This window comes from Rhodobacter xanthinilyticus (genome assembly GCF_001856665.1).
Taxonomy (GTDB): domain Bacteria; phylum Pseudomonadota; class Alphaproteobacteria; order Rhodobacterales; family Rhodobacteraceae; genus Rhodobacter; species Rhodobacter xanthinilyticus.
This window is the reverse complement of the sequence record NZ_CP017781.1, coordinates 2,258,587-2,284,590: the sequence shown is the minus strand read 5'-3', so window position 1 is coordinate 2,284,590 and position 26,004 is coordinate 2,258,587. Positions and strand designations below refer to the sequence as shown.

Sequence of the window (26,004 nt, the reverse complement as noted above, 5' to 3'; positions counted from 1 at the left end):
GAATGCGATGATTCCGGTTCAGGGTTTTGATGGTCAGAAGGTCGCCGTGCTCGGGCTCGGCCGCTCGGGGCTCGCCACCGCCGCCGCGCTCAAGGCGGGCGGCGCCACGCCGCTTTTGTGGGATGACAGCCCGGAATCGCGCGCCCGCGCCGAAGCCGCAGGCTGGACCTGCCACGACCTGACCCGCAACGACGCTTTCGAGGGCGTCGCCGCGCTGATCACCTCGCCCGGCATCCCCCATCTCTACCCGACCCCGAACCGCCATATCGCCCGCGCCATGGCCGAAGGCATCCCGGTCGATAACGACATCGGGCTCTTCTTCCGCTCCTGGGCGACGCCCGAATGGGACAATTTCGACACCCCCCCGCGCACCGTCTGCGTCACCGGCTCGAACGGCAAATCGACCACCACCGCGCTCATCCACCATATTCTCGCCCATGCCGGGCGGCCCACGCAAATGGCCGGCAACATCGGCCGCGGCGTCCTTGATATCGACCCGGCCACCGACGGCGAGGTGGTGGTGCTCGAGCTCTCCTCCTACCAGACCGATCTCGCCCGCGCGCTCACCCCCGATATCGCGGTCTTCACCAATCTCTCGCCCGACCACCTCGACCGCCACGGCGGCCCGGGCGGCTATTTCGCGGCCAAACGCCGGCTCTTCGCCGAGGGCGGCCCGGATCGCGCGGTGATCGGCGTCGATGAGCCCGAGGGCATCTATCTCGCCAATCAGCTGGCGATGAGGCGCGAGGACGACCGGGTGATCCGCGTCTCCTCGGCGCGCAAACTGGGCGATTACGGCTGGTCTGTCTTCGCGCGCAAGGGCTTCCTCGCGGAATGGCGCAAGGGCCGGCAGGTCGCCTCGATCGACCTGCGCGAGGTCAAGGGCCTGCCCGGCGCGCATAACCACCAAAACGCCTGCGCAGCCTTTGCCGCCACCCGCGCGCTCGGGCTCTCGCCGCGCCTGATCGAGGAGGCGTTCCACTCCTTCGCGGGCCTGCCGCACCGCAGCCAGACGATCGCCGAAAAGGCCGGCGTGCGCTTCGTCAACGACTCGAAGGCCACCAATGTCGACAGCGCGGAAAAGGCGCTCGAGGCCTTCGACAATATCCGCTGGATCGCGGGCGGGCTGGGCAAGGAAGGCGGCGTCACGGCGCTGCGCGCGCATCTGGGCAAGGTGAAAAAGGCCTATTTCATCGGCCATTCGGGGCGCGATTTCGCGCTCGAACTGGCGCCGCTTGCCCATGAAATCTGCGAGACGATGGAGGCGGCGGTGGCGGCCGCGGCGCGCGACGCGGAGGCGGGCGATACCGTCCTTCTCGCCCCGGCGGCGGCGAGCTTCGACCAATATCCGAATTTCGAAAAACGCGGCGAGCATTTCGCCGAACTGGTCGCCCGTCTGCCCGGCTGATCAGAGAAACGCCGCGCCGCCGCCCGCGCCCATCACCACGAGCGCGAGCGGCGGCAACCGCGTCGCAAAGGCCAGCGCGGTAAGCGCGGCGGCGAGCGCCCCATGGCCGGGCGAGAGAAACGCCTCGGGCAGGATCTGGCCGAAAAACGCCGCGCCAAGCACGCCGACCACCGCCGCATTGGCCCCCGCGACCGCGCCCCGCGCCCCCGCGCGCGCCCCGATCCGCGCCCAAAGCGGCGCCACCAGCGCATAAAGCGCAAAGCCCGGCACAAAGATCGCGAGCGTGGCAATCGCCGCGCCCCAAAGGCCGCCCTGCACCGCGCCAAGATAGCTCGCAAAGGTGAACAGGGGCCCCGGCATCGCCTGCGCAAGCCCATAGCCGGAGAGGAAGACCCCCTCCGCGATCGCCCCGCCCAGAGCCTCGCGCAAGAGCGGCAAGACGACATGCCCGCCGCCAAACACAAGCGCCCCCGCGCCCAAATAAGGCCGCGCAAACGGGATCAGCGCAAGCCCGAGCGCGAGCAGCAAAAGCCCCCCCGCAACCCACCGCGCCCCGCGCAACGAGAGCGCGCCGCCCGCCGCCTCCGCCCCGGGCCGCAGCCACAGCGCACCCATCCCCGCGCAGAGCGCAATCGCGCCGATCTGCGCCCCGGCAAAGGGCCAGAGCACGAGCGCCCCCGCCACCAAAACCGCCGCCGCCCGCCGCGGCGCATCCGGGCACAGGCTGCGCGCCATCCCGACGAGCGCCTGCGCCACCACCGCGAGCGCCACGAGCTTGAGCCCCGCGAGCGCGCCCGCCACCGCCCCCGTGGGCGTCGCCTGCGCCGCCCAAAGCCCCGCCGCCGCCATCAGCCCCGCCGAAGGCGCCGTGAACCCCGCAAAAGCCGCCAGCGCCCCCAAAGGCCCGCCCCGCCGCCAGCCGATCGCAAAGCCCATCTGCGACGACGCCGGCCCCGGCAGAAACTGCGCCAAAGCCAGGGCCTGCGCAAATTCCGCCTCATCGAGCCAGCCCCTGCGCGCCACGAATTCCGCGCGGAAATAGCCGATATGCGCCACCGGCCCGCCAAAACTCATCAGCCCAAGCCGCAAGAACGCCCAGAAAATCTCGCCCATCACCCCTCCGATCGCGCCCCAGCCTAGCCGCCCCGCCCCCCGCCTTCAACGATGCCAAATATCCCGGGGGGAGGGCGCAGCCCGAGGGGGCAGCGCCCCCCTGAGCCGCGCGCAAAACCCCGCCGTTCGACCCATGTTCCTCTAGGCAGAGCCAGCACTTTCCGCTAGGCTTTCCCCAGACCCGGAAAACCGGGCTTTCGAGGCAGCGAGCGGTACAGCCCATGACAGAGATGGTTTTTGGCACCGTGCCCGTGCGGGCAGGTGAGCCGATTCTTCCGCGCTGGTGGCGCACGATCGACAAATGGGCGCTCTCGGCGATCCTGATGCTGTTCGGCGTCGGCATGCTCTTGGGCCTCGCGGCCTCGGTGCCGCTGGCGGAAAAGAACGGGCTCGAACCCTTCTACTACGTCAAGCGCCAGGCCTTCTTCGGGCTGGTCGCGCTCGGCGTGGCGGGGGGCGTCTCGATGATGAGCCCGCTGCAGGTGCGCCGGCTCGGCGTCATCGGCTTTGCCTTCGCTTTCGTCTCGATCCTGCTCCTGCCCATCTTCGGCACCGATTTCGGCAAGGGCGCGGTGCGCTGGTTCTCCTTCGGCTTCGCCTCGGTGCAACCCTCCGAATTCCTCAAACCCGCCTTCGTGATCACCGCCGCCTGGTTCATGGCCGCGGCCCATGAGGTCGGCGGCCCCTCGGGGCGGCTTTACAGCTTCATCCTGACGCTGATCATCGTGCTCGCCCTCGCGCTGCAGCCCGATTTCGGCCAGGCCTCGCTCGTGCTCTTCTCCTGGATGGTGATGTATTTCATCGGCGGCGCGCCGATCACGCTGCTGACCGCGATCGGCGGGCTGACCGCGGCGGGCGGCGTCTTCGCCTATAATACCTCGGAGCACTTTGCCCGCCGGATCAACGGCTTCCTCTCCACCGAGATCGACCCGCGCACGCAGATCGGCTACGCCACGAACGCCATCCAGGAGGGCGGGTTCTTCGGCGTCGGCGTCGGCGAGGGCACGGTGAAATGGTCGCTCCCCGATGCCCATACCGATTTCATCATCGCGGTCGCGGCCGAGGAATACGGGCTGATCCTCGTGATGATCATCATCGCGCTTTACGCGACGGTGGTGGTGCGCTCGCTCCTGCGGCTGATGCGCGAGCGCGACCCGTTCACGCGGCTCGCGGGCGCGGGGCTTGCCTGCGCCTTCGGCGTGCAGGCGCTGATCAACATGGGCGTCGCGGTGCGGCTCTTGCCGGCCAAGGGGATGACGCTGCCCTTCGTGAGCTACGGCGGCTCCTCGGTGATCGCCTCGGGCATCGCGGTGGGCGCGCTTCTGGCGCTCACCCGGTCCCGCCCGCAAGGCGAGATCTCCGACATTCTCGCGCGTCGCCACTGAGGCGGCGGCAGGGCCCGCGGGCCCAAGCCCCAGGGAGGAACTCATGGCCGAGCCGAAAGCGCCGCTTTTGCTGATCGCCGCCGGGGGCACCGGCGGGCATATGTTCCCCGCGCAGGCGCTGGCCGAGGCGATGGTGCGGCGCGGCTGGCGGGTGAAACTCTCCACCGATGCGCGCGGCGCGCGTTATGCGGGGGGCTTTCCGCATGTGGTCGCGGTCGAACAGGTCGCCTCGGCGACCTTCGCGCGCGGCGGGGTGGCGGCGAAACTCGCGGTGCCGTTCCGCATCGCGGGCGGGGTTCTCTCGGCGGTGATGCGCGGCCTGTCGGACCGCCCGGCGGTGGTGGTGGGCTTTGGCGGCTACCCGACGATCCCGGCGCTCGCCTCGGCGCAGGTGCTGCGCGTGCCCTGCGCGATCCATGAGCAAAACGGCGTGATGGGCCGGGTGAACCGGGTCTTTGCGCGCCATGTCGACGCTTTCGCCTGCGGCACCTGGCCCACCGACCTGCCCCAGGGCGTCGCGGGGGTTCATACCGGCAACCCGGTGCGCGCGGCGGTCCTCGAGCGCGCGAACGCCCCCTATATCCCGCCCGGCGATTACCCGCTCTCGCTCCTCGTGATCGGCGGCAGCCAGGGCGCGCGGATCCTCTCGGACATGGTGCCCGCCGCGCTTGCCAGCCTGCCCGAGGGCCTGCGCGCGCGGCTGCGTGTCGCCCATCAGGCGCGGGCCGAGGATATGGAGCGCGTTGCCGCGGCCTATGCGGCGGCGCAGATCCCCGCCGATGTGCAGCCCTTCTTCAACGACGTGCCGCGAAGGCTTACCGAGGCGCAGCTCGTGATCTCGCGCTCGGGCGCCTCGTCGGTCGCCGATATTTCGGTGATCGGGCGCCCCGCGATCCTGATCCCCTTTGCCGCCGCGACCGGCGATCACCAGAGCGCCAATGCCCGCGGGCTGACGGAAGCGGGCGCCGCGATCCTGATCCCGGAGGCGAAACTCAGCGTCGAGAGCTTGGCCGCGCAGGTGGCGCTCGTGCTGGACAATCCCGAAGGGGCGGTGCAAATGGCCCATGCCGCCGCGCGCCAGGGTATCCCCGATGCCACCGATCGCCTGGTGGAACTTGTTGAACAGATTGCAGGAAATTCGAAATGAACGCCGCCGCCGCCACCAAACTCCCGCGTGAGATCGGGCCGATCCATTTCATCGGCATGGGCGGGATCGGCATGTCGGGGATCGCCGAAGTGCTGATGACGCAAGGCTTTTCGGTGCAGGGCTCGGATGCGAAGGCCTCGAAGATCACCGACCGGCTGGTCGAGCTCGGCGCCACGTTCTTCGAGGGCCAGCGCGCCGAGAATATCGGCGAGGCGGCGGTCGTGGTGATCTCCTCGGCGATCAAGCCGGGCAACCCCGAGCTCGAGGAGGCGCGCAAGCGTGGCCTGCCGGTGGTGCGCCGCGCCGAGATGCTGGCGGAGCTGATGCGTCTGCGCTCGAATATCGCGATCGCGGGCACGCATGGCAAGACGACCACGACGACGATGGTCGCGACGCTGCTCGACAAGGGCAATTTCGACCCGACCGTGATTAACGGCGGGATCATCCACGCCTATGGCTCGAACGCGCGCGCGGGCGCGGGCGAATGGATGGTCGTCGAGGCCGATGAGAGCGATGGCTCGTTCAACCGCCTGCCCGCGACGATCGCGATCGTGACCAATATCGACCCCGAGCACATGGAGCACTGGGGCACGATCGAGAACCTGCGCAAGGGGTTTTACGATTTCGTCTCGAATATCCCGTTTTACGGGCTGGCGGTGTGCTGCACCGACCACCCCGAGGTGCAGGCGCTCGTCGGGCGCGTGAACGATCGCCGCGTGGTGACCTTCGGCTTCAACGCCCAGGCCGATGTGCGCGCGGTCAACCTGAGCTATGTGAAGGGGGTCGCGCATTTCGACATTCAGCTCCGCGGTGAGGGCGAGGGCGTGGTGATCGAGGGCTGCACGCTGCCGATGCCGGGGGACCACAACGTCTCGAACGCGCTGGCGGCGGTGGCGGTGGCGCGCCACCTCGGCATGAAGAAAGAGGAGATCCGCGAGGCGCTTGCGGGCTTTGGCGGGGTCAACCGGCGGTTCACCAAGGTCGGCGAAGTGCTCGGCGGCGTTGCGATCATCGACGATTACGGCCACCACCCGGTCGAGATCGCGGCGGTGCTGAAGGCGGCGCGGCAGGCGGTGGCGGGCACGCCCGGCGCGCGGGTGATCGCGGCCCATCAGCCGCACCGCTACACCCGTCTGCACAACCTCTTCGAGGATTTCTGCACCTGTTTCAACGAGGCCGATGTGGTCGCGATCGCCGATGTCTATGCGGCGGGCGAGGAGCCGATCCCCGGCGCGAGCCGCGATGATCTGGTCGCCGGGCTGATCCGCCACGGCCATCGTCACGCCCGCGCGATCCTCTCCGAGGAAGATCTCGCGCGGCTGGTGCGCGAGCAGGCGCGGCCGGGCGATATCGTGGTGTGCCTTGGCGCCGGCACGATCTCGGCATGGGCCAACGCGCTGCCCGCGCGGCTCGGGGCGTGAGGGTGGAGGCGCTCGCCCCCCTTGGCCTCGGCGCGATGGGCTCGCTCGGCGCGGCCTGCCTGTGGGCGATCGTGGCGACGGCGGTGGCGCTCGGGCCGCGGCGGTTCCATTGGCCGGCGGCCTGGGCGCTGATCGCGGCGGGGGTGCCGATCCTCGGCTGGGTGACCTTCGAGAACGGCTGGCTCGCGGGGCTGGTGGTGCTCGCGGGGGGGATGAGCGTGCTGCGCTGGCCGCTCAAGGCGCTGATCGCGCATCTGCGGCTCGGCTGAGCGCGCCCAAAGTGTTTTTGCTAGAGAAAATCGCGCTTTGCTGTATCCTGCGGCGATGTAACGCAGGGAGGGGCGGGTGCTTTTCTCGGTCAGTCACGTCACGAAATACAGCTATTCCGAGCCGGTGCGGCTGGGGCCGCATCTGATCCGGCTCTCGCCGCGGCCCGAGGCGGGGCGGCTCGTCGGGCAGGAGATCACCGTCTTTCCCGTCCCCGCCGCGCGCGCCGAGAAGGTGGATCTCTGGGGCAACCGGGTGCTTGCGCTCGATTTCGCGGGCGAGACGCGGGCGTTCCGCATCGAGAGCGCGCTGCGCTTTGCCACCCGCGCGCCCGAGCCTGCCGCGGCGCCCGCGCCCGACCCCGCCTATCTGCCCAATGAGCCCGCCGCGCCGGAGGTGGCGCGCTTTGCCGAAGGGCTGCGGCGCGCGGCTGGCGAGGGCGAGGCCTTTGCCACGGCGCTGTGCGAGGCGCTTTACACCCGCACCGACCGCCAGATCCGCGAGACCGGCGCCGCGCAGAGCGCGACCGAGACGCTGATCACCGCGCGCGGCGCGTGCCGCGATATCACCGTGCTCGCGATCGCGGCGGCGCGTGCGGTGGGGATGCCCGCGCGCTTCGTCTCGGGCTATCAGGCGATGGCCGAGAGCCCCGACGGGCGGCGCCATCTGCATGCCTGGGTCGAGATCTGGGTGGCGGGGCGCGGCTGGATCGGGTTTGACGCGACCCATGGCACCGCGGTCGGCGCGGGGCATCTGCCGCTGGCGGTCGCGCCCGATCAGGCCGCCACGATGCCGGTCGAGGGCTCGTTCTGGGCGGGCCGGGTCGAGACCACGCTCGGCTATGAGATCCGCATCGACACCCGCGCCTGAGGCGGCTTGAAAACCGCCCGCGCGCCGCGCTAGGAGGAGGCATGATGGATCAGCTCCCCTATACCCCCCGCGGCACGCTCACCGCCAACCGCCCGCTCGCCGATCTGACCTGGCTGCGCGTTGGCGGGCCGGCGGATTGGCTTTTCCAACCGGCCGATGCCGAGGATCTGGCGGCGTTTCTGGCCGCGCTGCCGGCCGAGGTCGCGGTCTTCCCGATGGGGGTGGGCTCGAACCTGATCGTGCGCGATGGCGGGATCCGGGCGGTGGTGATCCGGCTCGGGCGTGGGTTCAACGGCATCGAGATCGCGGGCGATCTGGTCACCGCCGGCGCCGCCGCGCTCGACGCCCATGTCGCGCGGCGCGCCGCCGATGCCGGGCGCGATCTGACGTTTTTGCGCACGATCCCCGGCTCGATCGGCGGCGCGGTGCGGATGAATGCGGGCTGCTATGGCGCCTATGTCGCCGATCATCTGATCTCGGCCGAGGCGATCTTGCGCGATGGCACGCGCGCGACGCTCACCCCCGCCGATCTCGCCTTTGGCTATCGGCAGAGCCGGCTGCCCGAGGGCGCGGTCCTGATCTCGGCCACCTTCCGCGCCGGCGCGGGCGAGCCCGCGGCGCTTGTCGCGCGGATGGAGGAGCAGATCGCCCGCCGCGATGCGAGCCAGCCCACCAAGGAGCGCTCGGCCGGTTCGACCTTCCGCAACCCCTCGGGCGCCTCCTCGACGGGGCGGGCCGATGACGTGCATGAGATGAAGGCCTGGGCGGTGATCGACCGGGCGGGGATGCGCGGCGCGCGGCTTGGCGGGGCGCAGATGAGCGAGATGCATTCCAACTTCCTGATCAACGCGGGCGGCGCCACGGCACAAGATCTTGAGGGTCTGGGCGAGGAAGTGCGCAAAAAGGTTTTGCAGACGCAGGGAATTTCGCTAGAGTGGGAAATCATGCGCGTGGGCGAGAATTGAGCCGCCCGGCGCGTTGCAAATGCAAGAAAACAGCGGGATAGCGGCGGCGCCGGTAAACCCGCGGCAAGGCGAAAGAGGCGGGCATGTCGAGCAGGGCATCCCACCGGGTGGCGGTTTTGATGGGCGGGACTTCGGCGGAGCGCGAAGTGTCGCTCTCCTCGGGGCGTGGCTGCGTCGAGGCGCTGACGGTGGCTGGGTTCGAGGTTATCGAGATCGATGCGGGGGCGGATCTGCCTGCGCAACTCGCCGCGGCGAAGCCCGATGTCGTGTTCAACGCCCTGCATGGCCGGTGGGGCGAGGATGGCTGCGTGCAGGGCCTGCTCGAATGGCTGCGCCTCCCCTATACCCATTCGGGCGTGCTGGCCTCGGCGCTGGCGATGGACAAGAGCCGCTCGAAAGAGGTGTATCGCGCCGCCGGTCTGCCGGTGGTGGAGAGCGTTCTGGCCACCAAGGCCGAGGTCGCGGCGGGCCATGTTCTGCCGGTGCCCTATGTCGTGAAGCCCAATAACGAGGGCTCGTCGGTGGGGGTCTATCTCGTCACCGAAGGGTCGAACGGGCCGCCGCAGCTTTCCGCCGAGATGCCCGAGGTGGTGATGGTCGAGACCTATGCGCCGGGCCGCGAGATGACCTGTGCGGTGATGGGCGACCGGGCGCTGTGCGTGACCGAGATCATCACCACGGGCTGGTATGATTACGCCGCGAAATATCAGCCCGGCGGCTCGCGCCATGTTTGCCCGGCCGAGATTCCGGTCGAGATTTCCGAGGCGTGCCGGGAGTATGCGCTGCGCGCCCATCGCGCGCTTGGCTGCCGGGGGCTGTCGCGGACCGATTTTCGCTGGGATGACAGCCGCGGGCTCGAGGGGCTGGTTCTCTTGGAGACCAATACCCAGCCCGGCATGACCGCGACCTCGCTTGCGCCCGAACAGGCCGCCGCCGAGGGGATCAGCTTCGCCGAGCTCTGCGCCTGGCTGGTGGAGGATGCCTCATGCGACCGCTGACCCCCGAGCCGCCGCTCTCGGCCCGCACCGGCGGGCAACGCTTCGTGCGCGTGGCGCGCCGCCGCCCGCGGGGCCCGCGGCGCGACCCGGCGCCCTCGCGGCTGGCTTACCGGCTCGAGCGGCTCTGGCTCACGCCCTTCGTGCGCGCCTTCACCCGGATCGGCGCGCCGGTCTTCGTGGTGACGCTCGGGCTCGGGATCTGGCTGGGCGACGAGGGCCGCCGCGCCGATCTCGTCGAGCAATATGACGCGCTGAAGACCGCCGTGCAGAACCGCCCGGAATTCATGGTTTCGCTTCTGAAGATCGAGGGCGCGAGCCCCGAGGTGGGCGATGCGATCCGGGCGATGTTGCCGGTGCGGCTGCCGGCTTCGAGCTTTGCCATCGACCTCGAGCTTTACCGCGACACGATCGCGCGGCTCGATGCGGTCAAGGAGGTGAGCCTCGTCGTGCGCCCGGGCGGCGTGCTCGAGGCGAAGGTGACCGAGCGCGAGCCGGCCGTTTTGTGGCGCACCGCCGCGGGGGTCGAGATGCTCGACGCCGAGGGGCACCGGGTGGCGACGCTGCTTGATCGCGCGACGCGCGCCGATCTGCCCCTGATCGCGGGGGAGGGGGCGGATCTCGCCGTGCCCGAGGCGCTCGATATCCTCGCCGCCGCCGCGCCGATCCTGCCGCGCACGCGGGGCCTCGTGCGGGTCGGCGAGCGGCGCTGGGATCTGGTGCTCGACCGCGATCAGCGGATCCTGCTCCCCGAGCTCGACCCGGTGCGCGCGGTGGACCGGATCCTCGCGCTCGACAAGGCCGAAGACCTGCTCGGCCGCGATTTTACCCGCCTCGATCTGCGCAACCCCGAGCGCCCGACGCTGCGGCTCACCGACCATTCCCTGCAAGCCCTGCACGCCATGTCCGGCCAGACCATCGACGTGAAAGCGACCCCATGACCGATCTTTACGAAACTCAACGCGCCATGCGCGCGATGCGCAAAACCGCCATGCAGCGCGGGGTGATCGCGCTGCTTGATGTGGGCACCTCGAAAATCGCCTGTCTGGTGCTGCGATTTGACAGCCCCGAGGGCGCGCGCGAGGGCGACGGGGTGGGCTCGCTCGCCGGGCAATCGGCGTTCCGGGTGATCGGCGCGGCGACGACGCGCTCGCGCGGGGTCCGTTTTGGCGAGATCGACGCGATGGCCGAGACCGAGCGCGCGATCCGCACCGCGGTGCAGGCGGCGCAGAAGATGGCCAACACGCGCGTCGATCATGTGATCGCCTGTTTTTCGGGCGCCGGTCCGCGCAGCTACGGGCTCGCGGGCGAGACCGAGGTGCGCGGCCAGCAGGTCGACGAGCAGGATGTGGCGCGGGTTCTGGCGGCTTGCGACATGCCGCCGATCGGGCAGGGGCGCGAGGTGCTGCATGCCCATCCGGTGAATTTCGCGCTCGATCATCGCTCGGGTCTGGGCGACCCGCGCGGCCATGTCGGCGCGCGGCTTGCGGTCGACATGCATCTGTTGACGGTCGAGGCTTCGGCGATCCAGAACCTCGTCTATTGCATCCGCCGCTGCGATCTCGAACTCGCGGGCATCGCGAGCTCGACCTATGTCTCCGGGCTCAGCTCGCTCGTCGAGGATGAGCTCGAGCTCGGCTCGGCCTGTATCGACATGGGCGGCGGCGCGACGGGCGTGTCGATCTTCATGAAGAAACACATGATCTTCGCCGATGCGGTGCGGATGGGGGGCGACCATGTCACCCGCGACATCGCCGCCGGGTTGCAGGTGCCGATGGCGGTGGCCGAGCGCATCAAGACCTTCCACGGCGGCGTCCATGCCACCGGCATGGATGATCGCGAACTCATTGAACTTTCGGGAAATTCCGGCGATTGGGAGAAGGATCGCCGGCAGGTCAGCCGCACCGAGCTGATCGGCATCATGCGCCCGCGCGTCGAGGAGATCCTCGAGGAGGTGCGCGGGTTGCTCGACGTGGCGGGCTTCGATTACCTGCCCAGCCAGCAGATCGTGCTGACCGGCGGCGCGAGCCAGATCCCGGGGCTCGACGGGCTCGCGGCGAAGATCCTGGGCCACAACGTGCGTCTCGGGCGGCCCTTGCGGGTGGCCGGGCTGCCGCAGGCGGCGACCGGGGCGGGGTTCAGCTCGGCGGTGGGGCTTGCGCTCTTTGCCGCGCATCCGCAGGACGAATGGTGGGATTTCGAGATGCCGCTCGAGCGGCTCGGCGGGCGTTCGTTCAAGCGCGCGATCCGCTGGTTCCGCGACAACTGGTAACGGCGCCGTCTCTAGCGCCGGGGGGTAGGGGCGATTCGCCCCACCAGATCCTGCGACATGCGCGAAATACCGCCGAAGGGCGGTAACCTCCCCGCCATATTTTGTGGGTGAGCTGTGTTTTTCTGGTGACGTTTCCGGGAATCGCAGGTAAAATCGTCGTAATTTCGGGGACTCTCGGCCTCCACCCGGGCCGTTGATCAAAAGCACAGGCGGAAACCAATGACCCTTAATCTGATGATGTCGGATCACGAAGACCTCAAGCCGCGGATCACCGTGTTCGGCGTTGGCGGTGCGGGCGGGAACGCGGTCAACAACATGATCGAGAAGGAGCTCGACGGCGTCGAGTTCGTGGTCGCCAATACCGATGCGCAGGCGCTCCAGCAATCGCGCTCGCAGGCGCGCATCCAGATGGGCGTGAAGGTCACCGAGGGTCTGGGCGCGGGCGCCAAGCCCACGATCGGCGCCGCCGCGGCGGAAGAGTCGATCGAGTCGATCGTCGACCATCTGGCCGGCGCGCATATGTGCTTCATCACCGCGGGGATGGGCGGCGGCACCGGCACCGGCGCTGCCCCGATCATCGCGCAGGCCGCGCGCGAGCTGGGCGTGCTGACCGTCGGCGTGGTCACCAAACCCTTCCAGTTCGAGGGGCCCAAGCGCATGCGTCAGGCCGAGGCCGGCATCGAGGCGCTGCAAAAGGTCGTCGATACGCTGATCATCATCCCGAACCAGAACCTGTTCCGTCTGGCCTCGGAGCGCACCACCTTCACCGAAGCCTTCGCGATGGCCGATGACGTGCTCTATCAGGGCGTCAAGGGCGTCACCGATCTGATGGTCCGCCCCGGCCTGATCAACCTCGACTTCGCCGATGTCCGCTCGGTGATGGACGAGATGGGCAAGGCGATGATGGGCACCGGCGAAGCCACCGGCGACGACCGCGCGCTGCAGGCCGCCGAGAAGGCGATCGCCAACCCGCTCCTGGACGAGATCTCGCTCAAGGGCGCGAAGGGCGTGCTGATCAACATCACCGGCGGCTATGACCTGACGCTGTTCGAGCTCGACGAGGCGGCGAACCGGATCCGCGAAGAGGTCGACCCGGATGCCAATATCATCGTCGGTTCGACGCTCGACCCGAACATGGAAGGCGTGATGCGGGTTTCGGTCGTTGCGACCGGGATCGACGCGGTGGTGAGCCATGTCGAGACGCCGGTGGCGCGCCGCCCGATGGCCGAGCCGCTGAAGGCCCCCGAGGCCCCGCGTCAGCCGGCGCTGACCGTGACCGCCGCGCAGCCGGTGGCCGCCGCGCCGCAGCCGGCGCCGCAGCAACCCGCGCCGCAGCCGATGGCCGAGCGCAACCTCTTCGAGGCCGCCGCCCCCGCGCCGCAAGCGCCGGTGCGCGCCGAGGCCGAGGATCTGCCGCCGCCGGCCTATCAGCCGCGCGCCGCCGCCCCCGCGCCGCGCGATCTGCATGTCGAGGACGATGCCGGCGCCTTCGTCGCGCCGCGTCCGCGCGCGCCCGGCACCCCCTCGCCCGAGGCGCTCGCGCGTCTGCAAGCGGCCGTGAACAAGGTGCCCGCGCAGCAAGCCGCGCCGCAGCCCCATCAGGCCGCGCCGCGCGCCGCGATGGCCGCGAGCCGCCCGGCCGCGCCGCAACCCGCGCCGGAAAAGCCGCGCTTCGGCATCAACTCGCTGATCAACCGGATGACCGGTCACGCCGCCGAGGCCCCGGCGCCCGCGCCGCGCGCCACCCATGCCGCCGCGCAGCAGGCGCCGCAGCATCAGGCCTATGACGAGGAGCAGGACGGCGATCAGGATCGCATCGAAATCCCGGCTTTCCTGCGTCGTCAGGCGAATTGAACGGATCACAAGATCTGCTGAAGAGGCCGGGCGCTGCCCGGCCTTTTTGTTTAAAATTCAAGTGGATAACTCTCGCTCGGCGGGGTTTTGCCGGGGCTTTGGCCTTATGTTTCAGTCCGTTACAAAGAGTGAGTTGAGATGCGGGCCGGGCTTGCCTAACTGATGCTGCGGCGCAAGGTGTCGGAGAATCTCGTTAACGAGAGGTCACCGCCCGGCGCCGGTGCAAGGACGAAAGGGTGAGATCGTGCAGACGACTCTGGTGAAAACGGTGGTGTTCGAGGGCGTGGGGCTTCACTCCGGCGCGCCGGTGCGCATGGCGCTGCATCCCGCCCCGGCCGACCACGGCATCGTCTTCCGCCGCACCGATGTGAGCGGCGTGAACCCGCGCATCCCGGCGCTGTGGGATCGGGTGACGCCCTCGAAACTCTGCACGCTGATCGAGAATGGCGATGGCGTCTCGGTCTCGACCATCGAACATATCATGGCCGCGATCGTCGGCGTCGGGCTGCACAACGCGCTGATCGAGATCGACGGGCCGGAAGTGCCGATCCTCGACGGCTCGGCGGCGCCCTTCGTGCGCGGGATGCGCCAGGCGGGGCTGCGCGCGCTTGGTGGCGCGCTGCGCGCGATCCGGGTGCTCAAGCCCGTCGAGGTGCGCGAGGGCGAGGCGGTGGCGCGGCTCGAGCCGGCCGCGGCGCTGGAGATCGATTTCGCGATCGATTTCGCCGATGCGGCGATCGGCAAGCAGGAAAAGCGGCTGAAAATGGCCAATGGCGCTTTCGTGCGCGAGCTGATGGACAGCCGGACTTTCTGCCGTCAGGCGGATGTCGATTTCATGCGCGCCAACGGGCTTGCGCTTGGCGGCACCTATGAGAACGCGGTCGTGGTCGATGGCGCCAAGGTGCTTTCGCCGGGCGGGCTGCGCCATGAGGATGAGGCGGTGCGCCACAAGATGCTCGACGCGCTCGGCGATCTGTCGCTCGCCGGGGCGCCGATCCTTGGGCGCTATGTCGGCGTGCGCGCGGGCCATGCGATGACCAACCGGCTCCTGCGCGCGCTCTTCGCCGATCCGAGCGCGTGGGAATGGGAAGCGTGCAGCCCTTTGCAGGCCCATAGCCTGCCGGGCGCGGGCGTGTGCCGGCCGGCTCTGGCGGCGGTCTGAGCGCGGGCCGCGGTGCGGCTTTTCGGCGGGCGCCGCGCACGCGCCCGTGAGCCGCGCGAAAGGCGTTTTGCGCCCCGGATTTTTCTGTGCTAGGACGGGCGAAGCAGGGCCGCCCCGGGGCGGCTGAACGGGTGAGATCCCGGGCGGAAGAGCTCGGGCACAAGGGATAGGGCAGGGCATGGCAGGCGGCAGATCGGCGGCAGTTCGGGTCGGAAGTCTTGTGCTGATCGGGGTCCTGGCGGCCTGTTCGGGCGGCAAGGACAAGGAGCCCAATCTCGAGAATTTCACCGCCGAAGAGATCTACAAGCGCGGCGAATATGAGCTCGAGGTCGGCAATCCGCGTCGGCCCAATACGGCGCTCAAATATTTCTCCGAGGTCGAGCGGCTTTATCCCTATTCGGAATGGGCCAAGCGCGCGCTGATCATGGAGGCCTATGCCCAGCACAAGGCCAAGCGCTACGAGGACGCGCGCGCCTCGGCGCAGCGGTTCATCGACACCTATCCGGGCGATGAGGACGCGGCCTATGCGAAATATCTGCTCGCGCTGAGCTATTACGACCAGATCGACGAGGTCGGCCGCGATCAGGGCCTGACCTTCCAGGCGCTGCAGGCGCTGCGCGATGTGATCGAGCAATATCCCGAGAGCGATTATGCGCGCTCGGCGATGCTGAAATTCGACCTCGCCTTCGACCATCTGGCGGCGAAGGAAATGGAGATCGGGCGCTATTACCTCAAGCAGGGCAATTACACCGCCGCGATCAACCGCTTCCGCGTGGTTGTCGAGCAGTTCCAGACCACCACCCAGACGCCCGAAGCGCTGATGCGGCTCGTCGAGGCCTATCTCTCGCTCGGCCTGCGCGACGAGGCGCAGACGGCGGGCGCGATTCTCGGCCACAACTTCCAATCCTCGCCCTTCTACGAAGACGCCTACAAGCGCCTCAAGAAGGAGGGGCTGGAGCCCGAGGTGAAGGGCGATAACTGGCTGACCGTGGTCTATCGTCAGGTGATCAAGGGCGAGTGGCTCTGAGCCACTGTCCCGCTTCGAGGCAGGCCGATGCTGCGCACGCTCGACATTCGTGACATGTTGCTGATCGACCGGCTGGAGCTCGGCTTCGGGCCGGGGCTCAATGTGCTGACCGGCGAGACCGGCGCGGGCAAGTCGATCTTGCTTGATTCTCTGGGCTTTGTGCTGGGCTGGCGGGGGCGGGCGGAGCTCGTGCGCGCGGGGGCGGCGCAGGGCGAGGTGACGGCGGTCTTCGAGCTGCCGGCGGGCCATCCGGCGGCGGCGGCGCTCGCCGAGGCGGGGATCCCGGTCGAGGAGGAGCTGATCTTGCGCCGGGTGAACACCGTCGAGGGCCGCAAGACCGCCTGGATCAACGACCGCCGCGCCTCGGGCGAGGTGCTGCGCGCGGTTTCGGCGACGCTTGTCGAGCTGCATGGCCAGCAAGACGATGGCGGGCTCTTGAATGCGCGCGGGCACCGGGCGCTCTTGGATGCGTTTGCGGGCCATGGCGCGCTGCTCGAGGCGGTGCGGGCGGCCTGGGGGGCGCGCGGGGCGGCGGCGCGGCGGCTGGCGGCGGCGCAAGCCGCGCTCGCGGCGGTGAAGGGCGAGGAGGAGTTCCTGCGCCATGCGGTGGCCGAGCTCGACAAGCTCGCCCCCGAGCCCGGCGAGGAGGCCAAGCTCGATGCCGAGCGGCGGCTGATGCAGGGCGCCGAGAAGATCCGCACCGATGTCGCGCGCGCGGCGCAGATCCTTGGCCCCGAGGGCGCCGAGGGGGCGATGCGCGACGCCGATCGCTGGTTGCAGGGCGCGGCCGATCGCGCCGAGGGCCGGCTCGAGGCGCCGCTCGCGGCGCTCGAGCGGGCGCTGATCGAGCTTGGCGAGGCCGCGCAGGGGGTGGAGGCGGCGCTCGATGCGCTCAGCTTCGATCCGCGCGCGCTCGAGGCCTGCGAGGAGCGGCTCTTCGCGATCCGGGCGATGGCGCGCAAACATGGCGTGCTGCCCGATGAGCTCGGCACTTTCGCCGAGGGGCTGCGCGCCCGGCTCGCGGCGCTCGATGCGGGCGAGGGCGATCTCGCGGCGCTTTCGGCGGCGCTGGCGGAGGCCGAGCGCGCCTATGCGGAGGCAGCCGACCGGCTCTCGGCGGCGCGGACCGAGGCTTCGGGGCGGCTCGATGCGGCGATGGCGGCCGAGCTCGCGCCGCTCAAGCTCGAACGCGCGGTCTTCGCGACCGCGATCGCGCCGGGCGAGCCCGGCCCCGAGGGGCGCGACGCGGTGGCCTTCACCGTGGCCACCAACCCCGGCGCGCCGGCGGGCCCGCTCAACAAGATCGCCTCGGGGGGGGAGCTCTCGCGCTTCCTCCTTGCGCTGAAGGTGGTGCTCGCGCGCGGCGCCGATACGCTGACGCTGATCTTCGACGAGATCGACCGCGGCGTCGGCGGCGCCACGGCCGATGCCGTCGGGCGGCGCCTCGCGCAGCTCGCCGAGAGCGCGCAGGTTCTCGTCGTGACCCACAGCCCGCAGGTCGCGGCCCGCGGCGCGCATCATTTCCGCGTGCAGAAAAGCGTCGAGGCCGGGGTGACCACCTCGCGCGTCACCGCGCTCGGGCCTGAGGAGCGCATCGACGAGATCGCCCGGATGATCTCGGGCGCCGAGGTTTCGGATGCGGCGCGCGCGGCCGCGGTCGCGCTCATTGAGGGCTGAGGAGGGGGCGGCGCCCCCTTTCGGCTCAGGCTTCGGGCACGAATTGCGCCGCGACGATTTCCCAGCCCTCGGCGGTGCGCCCGAGCGTCGCGCTCAGGATCGCGCCGATCCGGCCGGCGTCGGAGCCGTCTTCATGGATGAGGCCCGAGAGCACGAAGCGCTGCGTCAGAACCACCACCTCGGCGCCAACCGGGCGCAGCTTGGTCTTGCCGGTGACGAGGCGGGCGCGGGCAAAGGCGCCGGCCAGCTCGCCCGCGAAGAGCTCGGCGATCTCCGTCGCGCCCTCGGCGATGCCGCCGGTCAGGCTGAGGAAATCGGCGTCGGCGGCGAAGAGCGCGGCGAGTGCGCGGGCATCGCGCGCCCCCCAGGCCGAGGCGAAGGCGCGCGGCAGCTCTTGCGGGTCAGCGATGCTCATTGCGCGGCCTCCGGCAGATCGGGCACGAGTTTGCCCGGGTTGAGGATGTTGAGCGGGTCGAGCGCCTGTTTGATCGCGCCCATCACCTGCCAGCCCGCGCCATGTTCGGCCTCCATCAGCCCGCGTTTGCCCAGCCCGATGCCGTGCTCGCCGGTGATCGTGCCGCCCATCTCAAGCGCTCGTTCGGCCAGTTTATGCGCGAGCGCCTTGGCGCGGGCGAGCTCCTCGGCATCATCGCGGTCGAGCAGCAGGATCGCGTGGAAATTGCCGTCGCCGACATGGCCGAGGATCGGCCCGGTCAGCCCCGCCGCCGCGATATCGTCGCGCGCGGCCTCGACCGCCTCGGCCAGCCGCGACATCGGCACGCAGACATCGGTGACGAGCCCCATCGAGCCCGGCCGCGAGGCGAGGCAGGCGGTATAGGCGCCGTGGCGCATCTTCCAGAGCCGGTTGCGCGCCTCGGTGGTGGTGGCCCATTCGAAATCGGCTCCGCCCATCTCGGCCACGACCTCGCCAAAGCGGCGGCTGTCTTCGGCCACGGCCCCTTCCGAGCCATGGAACTCGATGAGAAGATGGGGTTTTTCCGGCATATGGGTGCCATTCATCTGGTTGAAGACCTGCGCGATGGTGCGGTCGACGAATTCGATCCGGGCCATCGGGATGCCCATCTGGATGGTCATCTGCACGGTCTCGACCGCCGCCTCGAGGCTCTCGAAGGCGCAAACGGCCGAGGAGATCGCCTCGGGCTGGCCATGCAGGCGCAGGGTGAGTTCGGTGATGATGCCAAGCGTGCCCTCGGAGCCGAGCATCAGCGCCGTCAGGTCATAGCCCGCCGCCGATTTCGCCGCGCGCGAGCCGGTGCGGATCACCCGGCCGTCCGCCAGCACCACCTCGAGCCCCGCCACATTGTCGCGCATCGAGCCGTAGCGCACCGTCGTCGTGCCCGAGGCGCGGGTGCCCGCCATGCCGCCCAAGCTCGCATTCGCGCCCGGATCGACCGAGAAGAAGAGCCCCGTCGCGCGCAGCTCCGCATTGAGCTCCTCGCGGGTGATCCCGGGCTGGACGACCGCCAGCATATCCTCGGCCGAGACATCGAGCACCCGGTTCATCCGGCTCATGTTGAGGCAGACCCCGCCGCGCGTCGCGAGCGCATGGCCCTCGAGCGAGGTGCCCGCCCCCCAGGCCACCACCGGCAGCCGATGCGCCGCGCAGATCTTCACGATCGCGCTGACCTCCTCGGTGGTCTCGGGCCAGGCCACCGCATCGGGGGGCGCGGGCGCAAACCAGGTCTCGGAGCGCGAATGAAGGTCGCGCTCGGCATGGGTGGCGCTCAGGCGCGCGCCGAGGAGCGCGGAGAGCTCGGCCAGGGCTTGGGTGAGATCGGTCGACATCGGGGCCTCCTTCGTTGCCCGACTCTTAGGCAGTTCGGCGCCCGGGGGGAAGGGGGCAGGGCGCGCCCCGGCACCTTCCCGCCGCGACGCGGAATTTTTTTCGCACGCGCAGCAAAAACTTGTCCATGATCAAGGTAAATCAACCCTGAGGCGTTTATCGAACCTTCACGGATGACACGGTAAACACGGGGCCACCCGTGAGCGAACAGGACTGCAAGGAGCACGCGATGATCTTCGAGAGCCGGATTTGGGATGAGCTGGAAGTGGGGCAGAGCGCCGAGCTGCGCCGGTTGGTCACTGCGGATGATTTCTATGTGTTCGCGGCCGCCTCGGGCAACCACAACCCGATCCATCTTGCGCAACAGAAACAAGAGCTTGGCACGCCCGAGAAAGCCGTCGCGCCGGGCATGTTCGTGGCCTCGCTGATCACCTCGGTGCTCGGCAATGTGCTGCCCGGGCCGGGCACGCTCTACCGCGCGCAGACGCTCGAGTTCCACGCCCGCGCCCATGCCGGCGAGGAGCTAGTGGCCAAGGTCACCGTCACCGCCAAGCATGACGACGGCACGGTGAGCCTCGCGACCGAGGTGCGCCGGCTCGAGGACGGGGTGGTGATCGTCTCGGGCGAGGCGTGCGTCGTCGCGCCGAAAAAGCGCATCCGCTATGAGGAGCTGGAGGTGCCCGGCCTCGTCGTGCAGCGCCACCGCCATTTCGAGAAACTGCTCGCGGTGGCCGAGCCCTTGCCGGCGCTCACCACCGCGGTCGTGTGCCCCGAGGCCGATCATGCGCTCGAAGGGGCGCTGATCGCGGCGGAACATTCGATCCTGACGCCGGTGCTGATCGGCGACCCCGACAAGATCGCCAAGGCCGCGAAGGAGATCGGCAAATCGCTCGACGCCTATGAGATCTTGCCGGCGCTGAGCCACCCGCTGGCGGCACGGATGGCGGTCGATCTGGTCAATTCGGGCCGCGCGGGCGCGATCATGAAGGGCCATCTGCATACCGATGACCTCCTGAAACCGATGCTCGACAAGGTGAACGGCCTGCGGATCGGGCGGCGCTTCACCCATATTTTCGTCATGGATGTGCCCGGCGTGAACCATCCGCTCCTGGTCACCGATGCCGCGATCAACATCGCGCCCGATCTCGCGACCAAGGTCGATATCGTGCAAAACGCCATCGATCTGGCGATCTCGATCGGCATCGAGCAGCCGAAGGTCGGTGTGCTCTCGGCGGTGGAGACGGTGAACCCGGCGATGCCGAGCTCGATCGACGCGGCGCTTCTGTCGAAAATGGCCGAGCGCGGCCAGATCAAGGGGGGCATCGTCGACGGGCCGCTGGCGATGGACAATGCCGTCGATATCGGGGCGGCGCGCACCAAGGGGCTGCGCGGGGCGGTGGCGGGCCATGCCGAGGTGCTGGTCGTGCCGGGGATCGATGCGGGCAACATGCTGGCCAAACAGCTCGCCTATATCTCCCACGCCGAGGGCGCGGGCATCGTGATGGGCGCCAAGGTGCCGGTCATCCTGAACTCGCGTTCGGATAGCGCGATGGCGCGTCTGGCCTCGGCCGCGGTCGCCGCGATCCATTACAACCGCACGAAAGGCGGTGCGAAATGACCCGCGCGATCCTGACGCTGAACTCGGGCTCCTCCTCGCTCAAGCTCGGGCTCTTCACCGAGGATCTGGGCACGATGGCGATGTGCCACGTCGACCGGATCGGGCGGCGCGAGGCGGCGATGAAGATCCGCGATGCCGAAGGCCGCGATCTGCCGATGCCGGACCATGCGCCCAACGCCTTTCGCACCAATGCCGCCGCGCTGCGCACCGCGCTCGAGGTGTTCCGCGCCGATTTCCCGGGCCTCGAGGTGGTGGCGATCGGCCACCGGGTCGTGCATGGCGGCATCAAGCACAACCACCCCGTGCGGCTGACCGAGGAGATGATGAAGGATCTCGCGCGGCTTGCGCCCTTCGCGCCGCTCCATCAGCCGCATAACCTCGCGGGCGTGCGCGCCGCGGTCGATACCTTCCCCGGCGTGCCCAATATCGCCTGCTTCGACACCGCCTTTCACCGCGGCCACCCGTTCGTGAACGACACGTTTGCGCTGCCGCGGCGCTATTACGAGAAGGGCGTGCGGCGCTATGGGTTCCATGGGTTGAGCTACGATTACATCTCGGGCGAGCTTGCCCGCACCGAACCCGCGCTCGCGGCGGGGCGCGTGGTGGTGGCGCATCTTGGCTCCGGCGCCTCGATGTGCGCGATCAGGAACGGCCAATCGATTGATTCCACGATGGGATTCTCGGCGCTCGACGGGCTGCCGATGGGCACCCGCACCGGCCAGCTCGACCCGGGCGTGCTGCTCTATCTGATGGATGAGGAGGGGCTCGACAGCCATCAGATCTCCGATCTCGTCTACAAGGAGTCGGGGCTTCTGGGCATGTCGGGCGTGTCGAACGACATGCGCACGCTCGAGGGCTCGACCGACCCCCATGCCGAGGAAGCGATCGATTATTTCACCTTCCGCATCCGGCGCGAGCTCGGCGCGCTGGCCGCCGCGATGGGCGGCATCGACGGGCTCGTCTTCTGCGGCGGTATCGGCGAAAACTCGGCCAATGTCCGCGCGCGCGTCTGCGAGGAGCTCGGCTGGCTCGGGATCGCGATCGACGGGGCGAAGAACACCACCCATGCGCGCGAGATCGGCACCGGGCCGGTGCGGGTTCTGGTGATCCCGACAAATGAGGAGATCGTCATCGCCCGCGCGGCGGCGGCGGTGCTCGAAACCTTGGCGGCCTGAGCAGCCCCGAGCGCGCTTGCGTATTTGGACCAAGAAGAAACGCAGCGCCCAAGCAAGGGGAGGGGGCGCGCCCTTCCCCTTCTTCTTGGCCTAAATACGCATATCCGAGGCCGGGCTCGGGCGCGCGCTCAGAGGGGGGCGCAGGCCGCCTCTAGCCAGCCACGTGTGGCGGGGCTGACCCGCGGGCCGATCCGCGCCAGCGTCTCGGCGTGATACGCGTCGAGCCAGGCGCGCTCCTCGGCGCTCAGCATCTCGGCCAGGATCAGCCGCCGGTCGATCGGCGTGAAGCTCAGCGTGCGGAAACAGAGCATGTCGCGCCGGTCCGCGCCCGTCATCGGCAGGGCGTTTTCGACGAGGATCAGGTTCTCGATGCGGATCCCGAAGGCGCCCTCGCGGTAATAGCCGGGCTCGTTCGAGAGGATCATCCCGGGCGCGAGCGGCACCTCGGAGACCCGCGAGATCCGCGCCGGGCCCTCATGCACACAGAGCGCCGCGCCGACGCCATGGCCGGTGCCGTGGTCGTAATCGAGCCCCGCCTCCCACAGGCTCGCGCGCGCCAGCGCGTCGAGATCGCGCCCGGCGAGGCCGCGCGGAAACCGCGCCCGCGCGAGCGCGATCATGCCCTTGAGCACCCGCGTGAAGGGCGCGCGCGCCTCTTGCGCTACCGGGCCCACCGCCACGGTGCGGGTGATGTCGGTGGTGCCGTCGGGGTATTGCGCGCCCGAATCGACGAGCAGGATCTCGCCCGGCGTCACCGCCCGGTTCGTCGCCTCGGTCACCCGGTAATGCACGATCGCGCCGTTCGGCCCGGCGCCGCAGATCGTGTCGAAGCTGATCTCGATCAGCGCGCCGGTGGCCGCGCGGAAGCCTTCGAGCGCGGTCACCACGTCGATCTCGGTCAGGCCGCCCTTCGGCGCCTCGGCGTCGAGCCAGGCCAGGAACTCCGCCATCGCCACGCCGTCGCGCAGGTGAGCGGCCTCCATCCCCTTGATTTCGTTCGGGTTCTTGATCGCCTTCGGCAGGATGCAGGGGTCTTCGCCCCAGAGGATTTCAACCCCCGCCTCTTCGAGCTCACGCGCGATTTGCACCGGCGCCGAGGCCGGATCGACCCGCACCGGGCCTTGCAGGCTGCGCAGCCCGGCGGCGAAAGCCTCCGGCGGGCGCAGGGTGATCTCGGGCCCGAGCGTGGCGCGCAGCGCGGGCGAGACTTTCGCGCCCTCGGCGAAGAGCGTCAGATGCGCGTCGTCATGGAGCACGGCAAAGCCCTGCATGAGCGGGTTGCGGGCGATATCGGCGCCGCGGATGTTCAAAAGCCAGGCGATCGAGTCGCTTAAACTGAGCACCGCCGCGCGGGCGCCGGCGGCGCGCAGCCCCTCGGCCAGGCGCGCGCGTTTCGCGGCGCTCGTTTCGCCCGCGATTTCAAGAGGATGGGCGCGGGCAGGCGCGGTGGGCGGCGCCGGGCGGTCGGCCCAGATCCGGTCGACGAGATTCGCGCTCTCGACCAGGGTGACGCCGGTGCCCTTGAGCGCCGCCTCGATCGTCTCGATCTCGCGGCGGGTGTGCAGCCAGGGGTCGAAGCCCACGCGCCCGCCCTGCGGCAGCGCCGCGGCGAGCCAGGGCCCTGGCTTTTCCTCGGGCCAGTTGACCGGCGTGAAGGCGCCAAGCTCGACCTCGGCGCGCACCTGCACCCGGTAGCGCCCGTCGATGAACACGCCCGCGCGGTCGCCGAGCGCGATGCAGAACCCCGCCGAGCCGGTGAACCCGGTCAGCCAGGCGAGCCGCGCATCGCAAGGCGCGACATATTCGCCCTGATGGGCATCGGCGCGCGGCACGATGAAGCCCGCCAGCCCCTCGCGCGCCATCTCGGCACGCAGCGCCGCGAGCCGGCCCGGCCCCGCCTCGGGAGAGGTCTTCGCCTCGAAGCTCTGAAACATCAGATCGCCTTTCGCATGCCCATGAACCGCGCCCGCGCGCGCGGGTCGCTGTCGAAGAGGCTCGCGAGCTGTTCGGTCATCGCGCCGGCGAGCTGTTCGACATCGGTGATCGTCACGGCGCGCTGGTAATAGCGCGTCACGTCATGGCCGATGCCGATCGCGATGAGCTCCACCGCGCGGCGTTTCTCCACCATGGCGATCACGTCGCGCAGGTGTTTTTCGAGGAAAATCGCGGGGTTGACCGAGAGGGTCGAGTCATCGACCGGCGCGCCATCCGAGATCACCATCAAGATCTTGCGCGCCTCGGGCCGCGCCATCATCCGCTTGTAGGCCCATTCGAGCGCCTCGCCGTCGATGTTTTCCTTCAGCAGGCCCTCTTTCATCATCAGCCCGAGGTTCGCCCGCGCCCGCCGCCAAGGCGCATCGGCGCCCTTGTAGATGATGTGGCGCAGGTCGTTGAGCCGGCCCGGCGCCTGCGGGCGCCCCTCGGCGAGCCATTTCTCGCGGCTCTGCCCGCCTTTCCAGGCGCGGGTGGTGAAGCCCAGGATCTCGACCTTGACCGAGCAGCGCTCGAGCGTGCGCGCGAGCACATCGGCGCAGATCGCCGCGATCGAGATCGGCCGGCCGCGCATCGAGCCCGAATTGTCGAGCAGCAGCGTCACGCAGGTGTCGCGGAATTCGGTGTCCTTCTCGATCTTGAAGGAGAGCGGCGTCGTCGGGTTGGCGACCACGCGCGCGAGCCGCCCGGCATCGAGCGTGCCTTCCTCGCGGTCGAATTCCCAGCTCCGGTTCTGTTGCGCCTGCAGTCGCCGTTGCAGCTTGTTGGCCAGCCGCGAGACCGCGCCCTTGAGCGGCTCGAGCTGCTGGTCGAGATAGGCGCGCAGCCGTTCGAGCTCGGCCGGTTCGGCGAGGTCTTCGGCGCGGATCTCCTCGTCGAATTCGGCGGTGAAGATCTTGTAATTCGGGTCGGCGGCCGAGGGCGGCGTCGGGGCGGGGGGCTCGGGGGGCGCGTCGGCCTGCGGCATCTCGACCTCGTCGCCGAGCTCCTGATCGGAGGCGTCGTCGGTGCTGACCGTGGTCTGGGTCTGGTCCTGGGTCTGATCCTGCGCGCGCTCGGGCGTGGCTTCGCCGTCGTCGCTCTCGCTCTCCTCGCCCTGTTGCTCCTCGCCGGCGTCGGGGTCGGTCTCGGCCTCTTCTTCGTTGGGCGCGTCATCCATCGGCTGGTCGGGGTCTTCGCCCAGCTGATCGGCATAGCCCAGATCGGCGATCACCTTGCGGGCAAGGCGCGCGAAAGCCGCCTGATCGGCCAGCACATCGCCCACATCGCTCAGATCCGCGCCCGCGGTCTGTTCGATGAACGGGCGCCACAGATCGAGCATATGCGTCGCCGCGGCGGGCAATTTGCGCCCGGTGGCGAGCTCGCGCACGAAATAGCCCGCGGCCACCGCGAGCGGCGCCTCGGCCTGGCTGCGGATCTGGCCATAGCCCTTGCGCTCGGCCTCCCAGGCGATTTTCGCGTCGATATTGGAGAGCGTGCCGGGCATGTCGCGCGCGCCAAGCGCCTCGCAGCGCGCCCCCTCCATCGCCTCGTAAAGCGCCCGCGCCATTTCGCCCGAGGGCGCATAGCGCGCGCCGAGCCCCGCATCATGGTGGCGCGTGCGCAGCGCCAGCGCATCGGCCGTGCCGCGCGCCAAGAGCACCTCGTCGCGGGTCATCCGGCGGGAGACCTGCGGCAGGCGCATCGTGTCGCCCGAGACGCCCGAGGGGTCGACGCTGTAGCTCACCGTCAGATCGGGGGCATCGGCCAGCGTCTTGGTCGCCTCGGCGAGGGCTTTCTTGAAGGGGTCGGCGGGGTTGTCGAGGGGCTTGCTCATGCGTGATCTTATGCACCGCCGTCGGGCGGCGGCAAG

At 69.6% G+C, this 26,004-nt stretch carries 21 protein-coding genes; 16 read left to right on the top strand and 5 right to left on the bottom strand.

Annotated features, from left to right (window positions below):
* Positions 1–7 precede the first annotated feature (7 nt).
* Positions 8–1,408, top strand: a complete 1,401-nt coding sequence (gene murD / locus LPB142_RS11125; RefSeq protein WP_071166418.1) for a UDP-N-acetylmuramoyl-L-alanine--D-glutamate ligase — start codon at positions 8–10, stop codon at positions 1,406–1,408.
* Here murD and chrA read toward each other — a convergent pair whose 3' ends face one another.
* Entirely contained in the window at positions 1,409–2,521 is a 1,113-nt protein-coding gene (gene chrA / locus LPB142_RS11120) for a chromate efflux transporter (protein ID WP_071166417.1), read from the bottom strand.
* A 221-nt stretch (positions 2,522–2,742) separates the two neighbouring features.
* On the opposite strand from chrA, the gene LPB142_RS11115 reads away from it, so the two are divergent.
* The 13 genes from LPB142_RS11115 (at position 2,743) to recN (ending at position 17,563) form a co-directional block, all read left to right on the top strand.
* The gene (locus LPB142_RS11115) at positions 2,743–3,906 is read left to right on the top strand and encodes a peptidoglycan glycosyltransferase FtsW (protein WP_068766609.1); all 1,164 of its coding nucleotides are present in this window, start codon (positions 2,743–2,745) and stop codon (positions 3,904–3,906) included.
* Positions 3,907–3,949: 43 nt separating this feature from the next.
* A complete protein-coding gene (locus tag LPB142_RS11110) occupies positions 3,950–5,053 on the top strand; it encodes a UDP-N-acetylglucosamine--N-acetylmuramyl-(pentapeptide) pyrophosphoryl-undecaprenol N-acetylglucosamine transferase (RefSeq protein WP_071166416.1) in 1,104 nt (367 codons plus the stop codon).
* A complete protein-coding gene (gene murC, locus LPB142_RS11105) occupies positions 5,050–6,474 on the top strand; it encodes a UDP-N-acetylmuramate--L-alanine ligase (RefSeq protein WP_071166415.1) in 1,425 nt (474 codons plus the stop codon). The genes LPB142_RS11110 and murC overlap by 4 nt, the downstream gene beginning before the upstream one ends.
* Before the next feature lie 2 nt (positions 6,475–6,476).
* Entirely contained in the window at positions 6,477–6,743 is a 267-nt protein-coding gene (locus tag LPB142_RS11100) for a DUF2484 family protein (protein WP_330390628.1), read from the top strand.
* A 76-nt stretch (positions 6,744–6,819) separates the two neighbouring features.
* Positions 6,820–7,611 (top strand): transglutaminase family protein, encoded by a 792-nt coding sequence (locus LPB142_RS11095; protein WP_071166414.1) that lies wholly within the window; start codon positions 6,820–6,822, stop codon positions 7,609–7,611.
* 44 nt (positions 7,612–7,655) lie between these two features.
* A complete protein-coding gene (gene murB, locus LPB142_RS11090; protein WP_156894443.1) occupies positions 7,656–8,576 on the top strand; it encodes a UDP-N-acetylmuramate dehydrogenase in 921 nt (306 codons plus the stop codon).
* Between the two features lie 83 nt (positions 8,577–8,659).
* A complete protein-coding gene (locus tag LPB142_RS11085; RefSeq protein ID WP_083392668.1) occupies positions 8,660–9,574 on the top strand; it encodes a D-alanine--D-alanine ligase in 915 nt (304 codons plus the stop codon).
* Positions 9,562–10,512, top strand: coding sequence for a cell division protein FtsQ/DivIB (locus LPB142_RS11080; RefSeq protein ID WP_071166411.1), 951 nt, complete (start codon positions 9,562–9,564; stop codon positions 10,510–10,512). Before LPB142_RS11085 ends, LPB142_RS11080 begins: the two co-directional genes overlap by 13 nt.
* The gene (gene ftsA, locus LPB142_RS11075) at positions 10,509–11,843 is read left to right on the top strand and encodes a cell division protein FtsA (protein ID WP_071166410.1); all 1,335 of its coding nucleotides are present in this window, start codon (positions 10,509–10,511) and stop codon (positions 11,841–11,843) included. The genes LPB142_RS11080 and ftsA overlap by 4 nt, the downstream gene beginning before the upstream one ends.
* Before the next feature lie 219 nt (positions 11,844–12,062).
* On the top strand, positions 12,063–13,697 hold the full coding sequence (gene ftsZ, locus LPB142_RS11070; RefSeq protein ID WP_071166409.1) for a cell division protein FtsZ: 1,635 nt from the start codon (positions 12,063–12,065) through the stop codon (positions 13,695–13,697).
* Between the two features lie 244 nt (positions 13,698–13,941).
* Complete coding sequence (gene lpxC, locus LPB142_RS11065) at positions 13,942–14,859, top strand: UDP-3-O-acyl-N-acetylglucosamine deacetylase (RefSeq protein WP_071167227.1); 918 nt, start codon at positions 13,942–13,944, stop codon at positions 14,857–14,859.
* Positions 14,860–15,037: 178 nt separating this feature from the next.
* Complete coding sequence (locus tag LPB142_RS11060; protein ID WP_071166408.1) at positions 15,038–15,886, top strand: outer membrane protein assembly factor BamD; 849 nt, start codon at positions 15,038–15,040, stop codon at positions 15,884–15,886.
* A 27-nt stretch (positions 15,887–15,913) separates the two neighbouring features.
* Positions 15,914–17,563: a DNA repair protein RecN gene (gene recN, locus LPB142_RS11055; RefSeq protein WP_071166407.1), complete on the top strand. Its 1,650-nt coding sequence runs from the start codon at positions 15,914–15,916 to the stop codon at positions 17,561–17,563.
* 25 nt (positions 17,564–17,588) lie between these two features.
* On the opposite strand, the gene LPB142_RS11050 is transcribed toward recN, so the two are convergent.
* Positions 17,589–17,978, bottom strand: coding sequence for an SgcJ/EcaC family oxidoreductase (locus LPB142_RS11050; protein ID WP_071166406.1), 390 nt, complete (start codon positions 17,976–17,978; stop codon positions 17,589–17,591).
* A complete protein-coding gene (locus LPB142_RS11045) occupies positions 17,975–19,369 on the bottom strand; it encodes an FAD-binding oxidoreductase (RefSeq protein WP_071166405.1) in 1,395 nt (464 codons plus the stop codon). The genes LPB142_RS11050 and LPB142_RS11045 overlap by 4 nt, the downstream gene beginning before the upstream one ends.
* 227 nt (positions 19,370–19,596) lie before the next feature.
* On the opposite strand from LPB142_RS11045, the gene LPB142_RS11040 reads away from it, so the two are divergent.
* Positions 19,597–20,985: a bifunctional enoyl-CoA hydratase/phosphate acetyltransferase gene (locus tag LPB142_RS11040; protein WP_071167226.1), complete on the top strand. Its 1,389-nt coding sequence runs from the start codon at positions 19,597–19,599 to the stop codon at positions 20,983–20,985.
* Positions 20,982–22,160 carry an acetate/propionate family kinase gene (locus LPB142_RS11035; RefSeq protein ID WP_071166404.1) on the top strand — a complete coding sequence of 393 codons (1,179 nt, stop codon included), beginning with the start codon at positions 20,982–20,984 and terminating at the stop codon, positions 22,158–22,160. Before LPB142_RS11040 ends, LPB142_RS11035 begins: the two co-directional genes overlap by 4 nt.
* A 128-nt stretch (positions 22,161–22,288) precedes the next feature.
* Here the strand turns inward: LPB142_RS11035 and LPB142_RS11030 are convergent, their stop codons facing one another.
* Both LPB142_RS11030 and cobT read right to left on the bottom strand, forming a co-directional pair.
* Complete coding sequence (locus LPB142_RS11030; protein ID WP_071166403.1) at positions 22,289–24,094, bottom strand: aminopeptidase P family protein; 1,806 nt, start codon at positions 24,092–24,094, stop codon at positions 22,289–22,291.
* Positions 24,094–25,968, bottom strand: a complete 1,875-nt coding sequence (gene cobT, locus LPB142_RS11025) for a cobaltochelatase subunit CobT (RefSeq protein ID WP_071166402.1) — start codon at positions 25,966–25,968, stop codon at positions 24,094–24,096. Before cobT ends, LPB142_RS11030 begins: the two co-directional genes overlap by 1 nt.
* Positions 25,969–26,004 lie beyond the last annotated feature (36 nt).

What these genes read in the sequence shown, in the direction of transcription:
- chrA (WP_071166417.1), bottom strand. Translation starts at nt 2,521, where the DNA reads ATGGGCGAGATTTTCTGGGCGTTCTTGCGGCTTGGGCTGATGAGTTTT.
- murC (WP_071166415.1), top strand. Translation starts at nt 5,050, where the DNA reads ATGAACGCCGCCGCCGCCACCAAACTCCCGCGTGAGATCGGGCCGATC.
- ftsZ (WP_071166409.1), top strand. Translation starts at nt 12,063, where the DNA reads ATGACCCTTAATCTGATGATGTCGGATCACGAAGACCTCAAGCCGCGG.
- LPB142_RS11060 (WP_071166408.1), top strand. Translation starts at nt 15,038, where the DNA reads ATGGCAGGCGGCAGATCGGCGGCAGTTCGGGTCGGAAGTCTTGTGCTG.
- LPB142_RS11040 (WP_071167226.1), top strand. Translation starts at nt 19,597, where the DNA reads ATGATCTTCGAGAGCCGGATTTGGGATGAGCTGGAAGTGGGGCAGAGC.
- murB (WP_156894443.1), top strand. Translation starts at nt 7,656, where the DNA reads ATGGATCAGCTCCCCTATACCCCCCGCGGCACGCTCACCGCCAACCGC.
- LPB142_RS11045 (WP_071166405.1), bottom strand. Translation starts at nt 19,369, where the DNA reads ATGTCGACCGATCTCACCCAAGCCCTGGCCGAGCTCTCCGCGCTCCTC.
- LPB142_RS11035 (WP_071166404.1), top strand. Translation starts at nt 20,982, where the DNA reads ATGACCCGCGCGATCCTGACGCTGAACTCGGGCTCCTCCTCGCTCAAG.
- LPB142_RS11115 (WP_068766609.1), top strand. Translation starts at nt 2,743, where the DNA reads ATGACAGAGATGGTTTTTGGCACCGTGCCCGTGCGGGCAGGTGAGCCG.
- LPB142_RS11085 (WP_083392668.1), top strand. Translation starts at nt 8,660, where the DNA reads ATGTCGAGCAGGGCATCCCACCGGGTGGCGGTTTTGATGGGCGGGACT.
- LPB142_RS11050 (WP_071166406.1), bottom strand. Translation starts at nt 17,978, where the DNA reads ATGAGCATCGCTGACCCGCAAGAGCTGCCGCGCGCCTTCGCCTCGGCC.
- recN (WP_071166407.1), top strand. Translation starts at nt 15,914, where the DNA reads ATGCTGCGCACGCTCGACATTCGTGACATGTTGCTGATCGACCGGCTG.
- LPB142_RS11110 (WP_071166416.1), top strand. Translation starts at nt 3,950, where the DNA reads ATGGCCGAGCCGAAAGCGCCGCTTTTGCTGATCGCCGCCGGGGGCACC.
- cobT (WP_071166402.1), bottom strand. Translation starts at nt 25,968, where the DNA reads ATGAGCAAGCCCCTCGACAACCCCGCCGACCCCTTCAAGAAAGCCCTC.
- ftsA (WP_071166410.1), top strand. Translation starts at nt 10,509, where the DNA reads ATGACCGATCTTTACGAAACTCAACGCGCCATGCGCGCGATGCGCAAA.
- murD (WP_071166418.1), top strand. Translation starts at nt 8, where the DNA reads ATGATTCCGGTTCAGGGTTTTGATGGTCAGAAGGTCGCCGTGCTCGGG.
- LPB142_RS11080 (WP_071166411.1), top strand. Translation starts at nt 9,562, where the DNA reads ATGCGACCGCTGACCCCCGAGCCGCCGCTCTCGGCCCGCACCGGCGGG.
- LPB142_RS11030 (WP_071166403.1), bottom strand. Translation starts at nt 24,094, where the DNA reads ATGTTTCAGAGCTTCGAGGCGAAGACCTCTCCCGAGGCGGGGCCGGGC.